18 protein-coding genes are annotated in these 12,220 nt (G+C 34.7%); all 18 read right to left on the bottom strand.

The features are described from left to right. Positions 1–161: 161 nt before the first annotated feature. The 18 genes from ACWNT5_RS07610 to rpsN all read right to left on the bottom strand — a co-directional run bounded on the left by ACWNT5_RS07610 (position 162) and on the right by rpsN (position 12,220). Positions 162–1,448: a citrate synthase gene (locus ACWNT5_RS07610; protein ID WP_299608355.1), complete on the bottom strand. Its 1,287-nt coding sequence runs from the start codon at positions 1,446–1,448 to the stop codon at positions 162–164. 325 nt (positions 1,449–1,773) lie between these two features. Then, on the bottom strand, positions 1,774–3,066 hold the full coding sequence (gene eno, locus ACWNT5_RS07605) for a phosphopyruvate hydratase (RefSeq protein WP_299608357.1): 1,293 nt from the start codon (positions 3,064–3,066) through the stop codon (positions 1,774–1,776). 185 nt (positions 3,067–3,251) lie between these two features. Continuing rightward, positions 3,252–4,367: a glutamine-hydrolyzing carbamoyl-phosphate synthase small subunit gene (carA, locus tag ACWNT5_RS07600; protein WP_299608359.1), complete on the bottom strand. Its 1,116-nt coding sequence runs from the start codon at positions 4,365–4,367 to the stop codon at positions 3,252–3,254. Between the two features lie 126 nt (positions 4,368–4,493). After that, entirely contained in the window at positions 4,494–4,967 is a 474-nt protein-coding gene (gene rplQ / locus ACWNT5_RS07595; RefSeq protein WP_299608361.1) for a 50S ribosomal protein L17, read from the bottom strand. A gap of 63 nt (positions 4,968–5,030) precedes the next feature. Further along, positions 5,031–6,023 carry a DNA-directed RNA polymerase subunit alpha gene (locus ACWNT5_RS07590; protein ID WP_027392530.1) on the bottom strand — a complete coding sequence of 331 codons (993 nt, stop codon included), beginning with the start codon at positions 6,021–6,023 and terminating at the stop codon, positions 5,031–5,033. A gap of 27 nt (positions 6,024–6,050) precedes the next feature. Further along, positions 6,051–6,656, bottom strand: coding sequence for a 30S ribosomal protein S4 (gene rpsD / locus ACWNT5_RS07585; RefSeq protein WP_219009313.1), 606 nt, complete (start codon positions 6,654–6,656; stop codon positions 6,051–6,053). A 140-nt stretch (positions 6,657–6,796) separates the two neighbouring features. Next, positions 6,797–7,180, bottom strand: a complete 384-nt coding sequence (gene rpsK, locus ACWNT5_RS07580) for a 30S ribosomal protein S11 (RefSeq protein ID WP_299608368.1) — start codon at positions 7,178–7,180, stop codon at positions 6,797–6,799. Between the two features lie 8 nt (positions 7,181–7,188). Continuing rightward, positions 7,189–7,563, bottom strand: a complete 375-nt coding sequence (gene rpsM / locus ACWNT5_RS07575) for a 30S ribosomal protein S13 (protein ID WP_073316874.1) — start codon at positions 7,561–7,563, stop codon at positions 7,189–7,191. A 2-nt stretch (positions 7,564–7,565) separates the two neighbouring features. Beyond that, positions 7,566–7,682 (bottom strand): type B 50S ribosomal protein L36, encoded by a 117-nt coding sequence (gene ykgO, locus ACWNT5_RS07570; RefSeq protein ID WP_013621733.1) that lies wholly within the window; start codon positions 7,680–7,682, stop codon positions 7,566–7,568. 116 nt (positions 7,683–7,798) lie between these two features. After that, a complete protein-coding gene (gene infA, locus ACWNT5_RS07565; RefSeq protein WP_010181908.1) occupies positions 7,799–8,014 on the bottom strand; it encodes a translation initiation factor IF-1 in 216 nt (71 codons plus the stop codon). Beyond that, complete coding sequence (gene secY / locus ACWNT5_RS07560) at positions 8,014–9,354, bottom strand: preprotein translocase subunit SecY (RefSeq protein ID WP_299608373.1); 1,341 nt, start codon at positions 9,352–9,354, stop codon at positions 8,014–8,016. The genes infA and secY overlap by 1 nt, the downstream gene beginning before the upstream one ends. A 10-nt stretch (positions 9,355–9,364) precedes the next feature. Further along, positions 9,365–9,817, bottom strand: coding sequence for a 50S ribosomal protein L15 (gene rplO, locus ACWNT5_RS07555; RefSeq protein WP_219009316.1), 453 nt, complete (start codon positions 9,815–9,817; stop codon positions 9,365–9,367). Positions 9,818–9,826: 9 nt separating this feature from the next. Continuing rightward, positions 9,827–10,006 carry a 50S ribosomal protein L30 gene (rpmD, locus tag ACWNT5_RS07550; protein ID WP_027392536.1) on the bottom strand — a complete coding sequence of 60 codons (180 nt, stop codon included), beginning with the start codon at positions 10,004–10,006 and terminating at the stop codon, positions 9,827–9,829. A gap of 13 nt (positions 10,007–10,019) precedes the next feature. After that, a complete protein-coding gene (rpsE, locus tag ACWNT5_RS07545) occupies positions 10,020–10,544 on the bottom strand; it encodes a 30S ribosomal protein S5 (protein WP_219009317.1) in 525 nt (174 codons plus the stop codon). Positions 10,545–10,550: 6 nt separating this feature from the next. Then, positions 10,551–10,907: a 50S ribosomal protein L18 gene (gene rplR, locus ACWNT5_RS07540; protein ID WP_299608376.1), complete on the bottom strand. Its 357-nt coding sequence runs from the start codon at positions 10,905–10,907 to the stop codon at positions 10,551–10,553. Between the two features lie 10 nt (positions 10,908–10,917). Beyond that, positions 10,918–11,460, bottom strand: coding sequence for a 50S ribosomal protein L6 (gene rplF / locus ACWNT5_RS07535; protein WP_299608378.1), 543 nt, complete (start codon positions 11,458–11,460; stop codon positions 10,918–10,920). 21 nt (positions 11,461–11,481) lie between these two features. Continuing rightward, the gene (gene rpsH, locus ACWNT5_RS07530; protein WP_219009320.1) at positions 11,482–11,880 is read right to left on the bottom strand and encodes a 30S ribosomal protein S8; all 399 of its coding nucleotides are present in this window, start codon (positions 11,878–11,880) and stop codon (positions 11,482–11,484) included. A gap of 70 nt (positions 11,881–11,950) precedes the next feature. Then, a complete protein-coding gene (gene rpsN / locus ACWNT5_RS07525) occupies positions 11,951–12,220 on the bottom strand; it encodes a 30S ribosomal protein S14 (protein ID WP_140597674.1) in 270 nt (89 codons plus the stop codon).

Raw genomic sequence — 12,220 nt, 5'->3', positions numbered from 1 at the left:
AAAAGTCTTACTACTCCAAATACATTTACTAAAATGTAATTAGTTCGTTATTTTATTGCAATACCCGTAAAAAGCAAAAAAGCCGCTAACATAGTTAGCAGCTCATTTTCAATTTACTATATTGAAAAAATCAATACCCTTTTTTACTTTTTATACTTTTATTATCTCTCAGAAACCGATTTAAACGCTCTGTAAGTTTCTCCTGTATATATTTGTCTTGGTCTTCCTATCGGTTCTTTACGCAGACGCATTTCTCTCCACTGCGCAATCCAACCTGGAAGTCTACCTAAAGCAAACATAACCGTAAACATTTCTGTAGGTATACCTAAAGCTCTATAGATAATCCCAGAATAGAAATCTACATTCGGATAAAGTTTTCTTTTAACGAAGTATTCATCTTCCAAGGCTACTTTTGCAAGCCCTTTAGCGATATCTAAAACAGGATCTTCTATCCCCAGATCTCCTAATACTTCTTCTGCTGCAACCTTTATAATTTTTGCTCTAGGATCAAAGTTTTTATATACCCTATGTCCAAATCCCATTAAACGGAATGGATCTTCTTTATCTTTTGCTTTAGCGATGTACTTTGCAGTATCTCCTCCATCTTCTCTAATTGCTTCTAACATTTCTATAACCGCTTGATTGGCTCCACCATGTAATGGACCCCATAAAGCAGAAATACCAGCTGACAAGGAAGCGAATAAACCTGCATGAGAAGAACCTACAATTCTTACTGTAGATGTCGAACAGTTTTGTTCATGATCTGCATGCAAAATTAATAGTTTATCTAGTGCATCATTTACAATTTTATTAGCTTCATATGTCTTATTCGGTCTAGAAAACATCATTTTGCTCAAGTTCTCTACATACCCTAAAGAACTATCTCCATAATCCAAAGGAAGACTTTTTCGCTTTCTCATCGTCCATGAAGCTAGAACAGGAAACTTAGCCATTATTTTTACAATTGCACCATACATTGCTTCTTCTGAATCTACATCTACTGATCCAGGATTAAAAGCAATTAACGCACTTGTTAAGGAAGAAAGCACACCCATTGGATGAGCGCTTTTAGGGAATCCATCTAGGATTCTTTTCATGTCTTCATCTATATGAGACTCTTCTTTAATGTCTTTATCGAATTTATCTAATTGTTCTGCAGTTGGTAAATCACCAAAAATCAACAAATAAGCTACTTCCAAAAAATCTGCTTTTTCTGCTAATTCTTCTATAGAATATCCTCGGTATCTTAAAATTCCTTTTTCTCCATCTAGAAAAGTTATTGCACTCTCACAACTTCCTGTGTTTTTATATCCTGGATCTATTGTAGTGATACCACCTGTAGCACCTCTGAGAGTTTTGATATCTATTCCTAATTCTTTTTCAGTTCCTTCGATTATAGGGAACTCATATTTGTTACCGTCGATTTCTAAAATAGCTTTTTTTGACATTGTTATTATTTAGAATTTTGCTGTTATAGTAAGGGTTGCTAAATTACAAAATATAGTGTTAATATATTATTAATCGCACTATCAATTTTGCACAGGAAATATCATTTTTGAAGTTATTTTTCATATAACTTTCAATAATCATATAATTCATCAATCATAACTTACTCCATAACTATAAAAAGTCCAATACGTAATTATTAAGACTAAGGAAAATAAGCACAACTTTTACGAATATGAAAAAGATTACTTAAAGGATATTACCTAATTTTTTATTGATTTACATATAAAAAAAAAGCTCACCATTAAGGTGAGCTCTTTGATACATTTATTTTTTGACTTTAAATGCTTTTTCTTTTGGATAATACGCTACCATACCCAATTCTTCTTCTATTCGAAGTAATTGATTGTATTTAGCCATTCTATCACTTCTAGATGCTGAACCTGTTTTTATCTGTCCAGTATTTAAAGCAACTGCTAAATCAGCTATGGTATTATCCTCAGTTTCTCCTGATCTATGTGACATCACAGAAGTGTACCCTGCATTATGTGCCATATTTACTGCTGCAATAGTTTCAGTAAGTGTACCAATTTGATTCACTTTTATCAAAATTGAATTCGCGATACCATTCTCGATTCCTCTAGACAAACGTTCTACATTTGTCACAAACAAATCATCTCCAACTAACTGAACCTTATCACCAACTTTTTCTGTCAAATATTTCCATCCATCCCAGTCATTCTCGTCCATACCATCTTCAATAGAGATAATAGGATATTTTTCAGTTAAGGAAGCTAAATAATCAGCTTGCTCTTCGCTAGTTCTAACTACTCCAGATTTTCCTTCAAACTTAGTATAATCATACTTTCCATCTACATAAAATTCTGCCGCTGCACAATCTAATGCTACCATTACTTCATCTCCAAACTTATACCCAGCTTTTTCTACTGCAAGTGCTATAGAATCTAAAGCATCTTCTGTACCATCTAAAGTAGGAGCAAAACCACCTTCATCTCCTACAGCTGTACTTAATCCTCTATCATGAAGAACTTTTTTTAGATTATGAAAAATCTCGGTTCCCATTTGCATAGCATGTGTAAAGTTTTCAGCTTTTACAGGCATTACCATAAACTCTTGAAAAGCAATTGGTGCATCACTATGAGATCCTCCATTAATGATATTCATCATAGGAACTGGTAATGTATTAGCACTCACTCCTCCTACGTATCTATACAATGGCATATTCAGCTCATTAGCAGCAGCTTTTGCAGCAGCCAAAGAAACACCTAGGATCGCATTCGCTCCTAATTTGGATTTATTAGGAGTTCCATCTAATTTGATCATTGTATGATCTAATAAATTCTGATCAAACACTGAAAAACCAAGTAATTCTTCTGCGATTATGGTATTCACATTTTCAACAGCTTTTTTTACTCCTTTACCCATATAGTCACTACCACCATCTCTTAGCTCTACCGCTTCATGTTCTCCTGTAGATGCACCAGATGGAACCGCTGCTCTTCCTAATACACCATTTTCGGTTATCACGTCAACTTCTACAGTTGGGTTACCACGTGAATCTAAAATTTGTCTGGCGTGAATATTGATAATTACACTCATTTCTTGATTTGTTTTTGTTGGATAATTTTAATTCTTCGCAATATACAAAACGAGTTAGTTTAAATACCTCAGAAAACCTCTTAATTTATTGCTTAAACACCAGTAAACACAACAAGTTATCAACTATAACGTTATAGATCAACTTATTACATATTATCCTTTGGTTTTGCAAAAATTATGTTTTTTTAAGCCTCTACTTTTGCGTTTTTAATATTATTTATAAACTGATCAAATAGATAAACAGAATCATTAGGACCTGGACTTGCTTCTGGGTGATATTGTACAGAAAAACAATTTTTATTTTTCATTCTTATACCTGCCACAGTATCATCATTAAGATGAACATGAGTAATTTCAATTTCTGGATTTGCCTCTGTTTCTTCTCTATTGATTGCAAAACCATGATTTTGCGAAGTAATTTCTCCTTTTCCTGTAATTAAGTTTTTTACCGGATGATTAATTCCTCTATGTCCATTATGCATTTTATAGGTACCGATTCCATTAGCTAATGCAATAACTTGGTGTCCTAAACATATTCCGAATAAAGGCAAGTCTTTACTGATTATTTCCTTTGCCGTAGCAATGGCTTGGGATAAAGGTTCAGGATCTCCAGGACCATTAGATAAGAAATAACCATCTGGTCCCCATTCGCTCATTTCTTCAAAAGTAGCATTATATGGGAAAACTTTTATATAAGCATCTCTTTCAGAAAGATTACGTAGAATATTTTTCTTAACTCCTATATCCAAAGCAGAGATTTTATAAGTAGCATCAGGATTACCAAAATAATAAGGCTCTTTTGTAGATACTTGTGATGCAAGTTCTAATCCATTCATATCAGGAACTTCTGCCAATCTTTTTTTCAACCCCTCGATATCATCAATTTCTGTAGAAATCAGTGCATTCATGGCTCCATTATCTCTAATATAACTTACTAGTGCTCTTGTATCTACATCAGATATAGCCAGAAGATTATTCTCCTCTAGAAAATCTTGTAAAGAACTATCTGCACGATCACGAGAAAATTCGTAGCTAAAATTCTTTACGATTAATCCTGCAATTTTAATAGAATCAGACTCAACCTCTTCTTTTTGTGTCCCATAGTTACCGATATGTGCGTTGGTAGCTACCATTAATTGACCAAAATAGGAAGGATCTGTAAAAATCTCTTGGTATCCTGTCATACCAGTATTAAAACAAACTTCTCCAAATGCAGTTCCTTCTCTTCCAACTGCTTTTCCATAAAAAATAGTACCATCTGCTAATAAAACGATTGCCTTTTTTCGAGATTGATATTTCATCCTTTATAATTATTTAATATTACGATTCCTTTTTCTTAGGATTTAAGTTTTTACAAAAATTCAAAAAAAAAGGATAAACGACAGAACGTTTATCCTTTTCTATTATGTGTGATTAATACTAATCATTTATTCTTCTTCTGAATTAGTAGCTTCTGGTGCAGGTGCTGCAGGAGCACTAGCCTTTTTGTTTCTACCTCTACGAGTAGATTTCTTTTTAGCAGGCTTACCAGCGTTATACAATTCGTTGTAATCCACTAATTCTATCATTGCCATATCAGCGTTATCTCCAAGACGATTCCCTAACTTGATAATTCTAGTGTATCCTCCAGGTCTGTCTCCAACTTTTGCTGCTACATCTCTAAACAATTCAGCAACTGCATACTTATTACGTAATTTACTGAATACGATTCTACGGTTGTGCGTAGTATCTTCTTTAGATTTAGTTACTAATGGCTCAACAAACTGCTTTAAAGCTTTTGCTTTTGCAACTGTAGTGTTTATTCTTTTATGCTCGATAAGAGAACAAGCCATGTTTGCAAGCATTGCCTTGCGATGTGCAGTTTTTCTTCCTAAGTGGTTTACTTTTTTTCCGTGTCTCATGACATTAAAAATTTAGCATCATCTTGCTCGATCCACCTCGTGCAGAGAGCAAAATATGATGTGTTAGTCTTTATCTAATTTGTATTTAGAAAGATCCATACCGAAATTAAGACCTTTAACATTTACAAGCTCTTCAAGCTCTGTTAAAGATTTCTTTCCGAAATTACGGAACTTCATTAAATCATTTTTGTTGTAAGAAACTAAATCTCCTAATGTATCAACTTCTGCCGCTTTCAAGCAATTTAATGCTCTAACAGAAAGATCCATATCGATTAATTTAGTTTTTAATAACTGTCTCATATGTAATGATTCCTCATCATATGTTTCAGTCTGAGCAATTTCGTCAGCTTCTAACGTGATACGCTCATCAGAGAACAACATAAAGTGGTGAATCAAGATTTTAGCAGCTTCAGTCAAAGCATCTTTAGGATGTATAGAACCATCTGTAACAATTTCGAAAACTAACTTTTCGTAATCTGTTTTTTGTTCTACACGATAATTCTCGATACTATACTTTACATTTTTGATTGGCGTATAGATTGAATCAGTAAAGATTGTTCCGATAGGAGCATTTGCCTTTTTATTTTCTTCAGCAGGCACATATCCTCTACCTTTTTCTATAGTAATCTCTAGATTAAGAGCAACTTTCTTATCCATATTACAGATTACCAAGTCTGGATTAAGAACTTGAAAACCTGAAATAAACTTCTGAAAATCTCCAGCTGTTAATTGCTCTTGACCAGAAATAGAAATGGTTACTGACTCATTATCTATATCTTCAATCTGACGTTTAAAACGAACTTGTTTTAGGTTTAGAATAATCTCAGTTACATCCTCTACAACTCCAGAAATTGTAGAAAACTCATGATCTACTCCTTCTATTCTCAATGAAGTTATAGCGAATCCCTCTAAAGAAGATAGCAAAACTCTTCGTAAAGCGTTACCAACTGTCAGTCCGTATCCAGGTTCTAATGGTCTAAATTCAAACTTACCATCAAACTCACTAGAGTCGATCATGATAACTTTATCGGGCTTCTGAAAATTTAATATTGCCATATTATTGTTTCTTCTAAGAGTTATTTATTACTTCGAATATAATTCGACGATGAATTGTTCGTTGATATTTTCCGGAATTTGAATTCTTGCCGGCACAGATACAAAAGTACCTTCTTTTGTGTCATTATTAAAAGTAATCCACTCATACACCTTGCTATTGTTAGCTAATGAGTTTTGAATAACTTCTAAAGATTTTGATTTTTCTCTTACTCCTACTACATCACCAGGTTTTAAACGGTAAGAAGGAATATTTACTAACTCTCCATTAACAGTAATGTGTCTATGAGAAACTAGTTGTCTAGCTCCTCTACGAGAGTTTGCCAATCCCATTCTAAAAGCAACATTATCAAGACGAGATTCACATAATTGAAGTAAAACCTCACCAGTAATTCCTTGTGACCTTGTTGCTTTTTCGAACATATTTCTGAACTGACGCTCTAATATTCCATATGTATACTTAGCTTTTTGCTTTTCCATTAATTGGATTGCATATTCACTTTTCTTTCCTCTACGTCTGTTATTTCCATGTTGACCAGGAGGATAATTTCTTTTTTCGAACGACTTATCGTCTCCGAAGATCGCTTCACCAAATTTACGAGCGATTTTAGTTTTTGGACCAGTATATCTTGCCATTTGATTTTTACTTAAATTTTGAGAGGTAATTATGAATTAAGGTCTCTTTCCTTCGATAATTGTTTTTCCTCTTCTTAGACTTACTTTGATTTATAATATATTAATAAAAGAGATCCCGAATGAACTCGGGACACTTTTACTTATACTCTACGTCTTTTAGGAGGACGACAACCATTATGAGGCATTGGAGTTACATCGATGATTTCTGAAACCTCTATTCCAGAATTATGAATAGAACGTATTGCAGACTCTCTACCGTTTCCAGGACCTTTAACGTAAACTTTTACTTTCTTTAATCCAGCTTCTATAGCCACTTTAGCAGCATCTTCTGCAGCTAACTGTGCAGCATATGGTGTGTTCTTTTTAGAACCTCTGAATCCCATTTTACCAGCTGAAGACCAAGAAATAACGTCTCCTTTTTTATTAGTTAACGAAATAATAATGTTGTTAAAAGATGCTGTTACATGAGCTTCTCCTATAGATTCAACGATTACTTTACGTTTTTTCGAAGTTGACTTTGCCATACTACTTATTATTTAGTTGCTTTTTTCTTATTAGCAACTGTTTTTCTTCTTCCTTTACGTGTTCTAGAATTGTTTTTTGTACGTTGTCCTCTAAGTGGTAAACCAGCTCTGTGACGTATACCTCTGTAGCATCCAATATCCATAAGACGCTTAATATTCAGTTGTACTTCAGAACGTAATTCTCCTTCAATGGTATAGGCTCCTACAGCTTCACGAATACGACCAATTTGATCATCATCCCAGTCAGAAACTTTAATACTCTCGTCTACTTTGGCAGTAGCTAATATCTCTTTAGCTCTACTTCTACCGATTCCGAAGATATAGGTTAATGCTATAACTCCTCGCTTTTGTTTAGGTATATCTACCCCTGCAATTCTTGCCATAATTACCCTTGTCTTTGTTTAAATCTAGGATTTTTTTTATTAATTACGTAAAGTCGGCCTTTTCTACGCACAATCTTGCACTCGGCACTTCTCTTTTTTATTGATGCTCTAACTTTCATCTCTTTGTGTTTAAATCCTGAAAATACGTATTAGCATTTCAGAAGGTCTCGTTAACAAGATTTTCAGCCTGCAAAAGTAAACAAAAAATCTTAATTAACTAATATTCTTAAAATTATTAGTATCTGTATGTTATACGAGCCTTTGATAAATCATAAGGACTCATTTCCAATTTCACTTTATCACCTGGTAGTAATTTAATATAATGCATACGCATTTTACCAGAGATATGGGCTGTCACCACGTGACCATTTTCTAATTCCACACGAAACATTGCATTAGACAATGCTTCTATAATACTTCCATCTTGTTCTATTGCTGGTTGTTTTGCCATTATGCTACCGCTTTTCTATTTTTACCAGTTTTCATTAATCCATCATAATGTCTGTTTAACAAATATGAATTAACCTGTTGCATTGTATCAATTGCTACTCCCACCATAATTAGTAATGAGGTTCCTCCGAAAAACAGTGCCCATCCTTGTTGAACACCTAATAACTTAACTGCAATAGCAGGGAATACAGCAATCAAAGCTAGAAATATAGATCCTGGTAATGTTATCTGAGACATTATTTTATCTAAATACTCTGCTGTTTCACTACCTGGTCTGATTCCTGGAATAAAACCACCGCTTCTTTTTAAATCATCAGCCATCTTGTTTGTCGGTACAGTAATAGCAGTATAGAAATATGTAAAGATTATAATTAACAAACCAAATACCACGTTATACCAAAACCCAAAAATATCGCTGAATGCAGCTGCTATTCCCTGAGAAAAATCAGAATCCGAAAGTTTCGCAACCGCAGCAGGCACAAACATAATAGCTTGTGCAAATATAATCGGCATCACCCCCGAGGCATTAAGTTTCAAGGGTATGTATTGACGAGAACCAAATACATTTTTCTCATATCCCCCACTTGCAGTTCTTCTGGCATATTGCACCGGTATTTGACGAACAGCCATCACTAATAGCACGGAAGCTAAAATAATAACAAACCAAATTACTAATTCAATCAATACCATAATCACATCACCTCCTTCTCCAGAAGTTCTAGAAACAAAATTCTGAACAAATGATTGAGGAAGTGTAGCAATAATACCAACCATAATCAATAAGGATATTCCATTACCGATACCCTTATCGGTAATCTTTTCTCCCAACCACATCGCAAAAATACAACCAGTTGTAAGAATTATAACAGACGATACAACGAAAACAGTTTGACTAATTTCGGTGCTAAAAGCAGTAGCCGGAAGAGTGGCAAACAAATTGTAAATATAACCTGGTCCTTGTATTAAAGTTATCGCAATTGTTAACCATCTAGTGATCTGATTAATTTTTTTCCTTCCACTCTCCCCCTCTTTTTGCAACTTCTGCAAGTACGGAATGGCTATACCCATGAGTTGCACAACAATTGAAGCCGATATATATGGCATAATCCCAAGAGCAAACACAGAGGCATTAGCGAATGCCCCACCAGTAAACGCATTAAATAAACCAAGTAATCCATTTTCTGTTTGAGCCCCTAAACTAGCTAACTCACCTCCATCTACTCCAGGAAGCACGACTTGTGCTCCAAATCGATATACTAAAAGCAATCCTAATGTCACTAGAATTCTATTTTTCAGCTCTTCGATTTTCCAAACGTTTTTTATTGTATCAATAAATTTCATGAAATATCTTTTATAAGGTTACCGCTTCACCACCTGCTGCTTCAATTGCAGCTTTTGCAGTGGCTGTAAATTTATGTGCTGAAACCTTTAATTTTGCTTTCAGCTCACCTCTTCCCAGTATCTTAACCAAATCATTTTTCCCCGCTAAACGTGTTTCCAATATCACGTCTAGATCTACAGTATCAGTTATTTTACCAGCGTCAACTAGCTTCTGAAGTGTATCTAAATTGATTCCCTGATATTCTTTTCTATTAATATTAGTAAAACCAAACTTAGGCACACGTCTTTGAAGAGGCATTTGCCCACCTTCGAAACCAATCTTTCTAGAGTAACCAGAACGAGACTTTGCTCCCTTGTGACCACGAGCAGCTGTTCCACCTTTTCCAGAACCTTGACCACGACCTAATCGCTTGCTGTTATTTTTTACTGAACCTGCAGCAGGTTTTAAGTTACTTAAATCCATGTGCTTATATTATTTTGTTTCTACTGAAACTAAATGTTTAACTTTATTTACCATCCCTAGGATATTAGGAGTGTCATCGTGCTCAACAACCTGACCGATCTTTTTAAGACCTAAAGCCTCTAGAGTTCTTTTCTGTCTCTGAGTACGGTTTATCGCGCTTTTTACTTTAGTAATTTTAATCTTTGCCATCGTTCCTAATTTATTATCCTTTAAATACTTTTTCAAGTGAAACACCTCGTTGCTTAGCAACTTGTTCTGCACTTCTCATTTGTAACAAAGCATCGAAAGTTGCTTTCACCACATTATGAGGGTTAGATGATCCTTGATTTTTAGAAAGTACATCATGCACACCAACAGATTCTAATACCGCACGGATCGCTCCACCGGCAATAACTCCTGTACCCGTTGCAGCAGGCATTAATAATACTCTTGCTCCACCGTACTTACCTTTTTGTTCGTGAGGTAAAGTTCCTTTATTTAATGGTATACGTACTAGATTCTTCTTAGCATCTTCTACTGCTTTGGCAATAGCTTCAGCAACTTCTTTAGACTTACCTAAACCATGACCTACAACACCGTTTTCGTCTCCTACAACAACGATAGCAGAGAATCCAAATGCTCTACCTCCTTTTGTTACCTTAGTAACACGTTGTACACCAACTAAACGATCCTTTAATTCAAGTCCACTTGGTTTTACTAATTCTGCGTTTTTATATTTTTGATACATAATTTCTTAGAATTTAAGTCCTCCTTCTCTAGCTCCTTCAGCTAATGATTTAACTCTTCCATGGTACAAATATCCACCTCTATCAAAAGATACGGTTTCTACACCTGCTTTCATAGCTTTTTCTGCTAGAGCTTTACCAACTAAGCCAGCTTTTTCTGCTTTGCTTCCTGATGCAGCTGCTATATCTTTATCTCTTGAAGAAGCAGCACTAATAGTCTTACCAGTTACATCATCTATGATCTGTGCATAGATCTCTTTATTACTTCTAAAAACAGATAATCTAGGACGTTGTTCTGTTCCGCTTACTGTTCCGCGGATTCGCTTTCTGATTTTTAATCTTCTTAAATCTTTTGAGAATGCCATAACTTCGTTATTATGCAGATTTACCTGCTTTTCTTCTTAATTGCTCTCCTACGAACTTAACTCCTTTTCCTTTGTAAGGTTCTGGCTTACGGAATCCTCTAATCTTAGCGGCTACCTGACCAACCAATTGTTTGTCATGAGAAGTTAATTTTACGATCGGGTTTTTACCTTTTTCAGATATAGTTTCGATTTTTACCTCTGGTGCAACATCTATAACGATGTTATGAGAAAAACCTAAAGCTAAATCTAATTTCTGTCCTTGATTAGAAGCTCTATATCCTACCCCTACCAATTCTAACTCTTTAGTAAAACCTTCTGAAACACCCTGTACCATATTGTTGATTAAAGCTCTGTATAATCCGTGCTTCGCTCTATGATCTTTAGCATCACTAGGTCTTTCTAGAACAACCTGACCTTCTTCTACTTTCACATCGATACTATCGATCTCCTGTGAAAGCTCTCCTAATTTTCCTTTAACAGTAACAACATTACCTGTCACCTCTACAGTGACACCAGACGGAATAGTTACTGGATTTTTTCCTATTCTTGACATTTCTTTTGTCTTTTTTTACTGTTAGTATACGTAACAAAGTACTTCTCCACCTACATTCTCTCGCTTAGCTTGCTTACCAGTCATTACACCGTGAGAAGTAGAAACAATCGCAATACCTAATCCATTAAGAATTCTTGGTATTTCTTTAGATCCTGCGTATTTACGTAAACCAGGCTTACTGATTCTTTGTAATTCTTTAATCACAGGCTCTTTTGTTAACTTATCGTATTTAAGAGCAATCTTAATACTACCTTGTGTTGTATTATCCTCAAATTTATAACTTAAGATATATCCTTGATCGAATAATATCTTAGTAATCTCTTTTTTAACTTTCGATGCAGGAATCTCAACTACTCTATGTTGAGCGCTATTTGCATTACGAATTCTAGTTAAATAATCTGCAATAGGATCTGTATTCATTATTTGATATTTATGATCTTGGTTTTCAATTATTTCTTAACCGAACCTTAGACCAATTAATTTTTTGTTATTACCAACTAGCTTTAGTTACACCTGGAATTAATCCCTTATTTGCCATTTCTCGGAAAGTAACACGAGAAATTCCAAACTGACGCATATATCCTTTTGGTCTTCCTGTTAACTTACAACGATTGTGCATACGGATTGGCGAAGCGTTTTTCGGTAATTTTTGTAATGCTTCATAATCTCCAGCTTCTTTTAAAGCCTTACGCTTTTCAGCATATTTAGCAACCGTTTTAGCTCTCTTCACCTCACGGGCTTTCATTGATTCTTTAGCCAT

The organism is Aquimarina sp. 433 (assembly GCF_054054605.1).
Note: the sequence above shows the minus strand (reverse complement) of the source record. Positions and strands in the feature narration are given on the sequence as shown.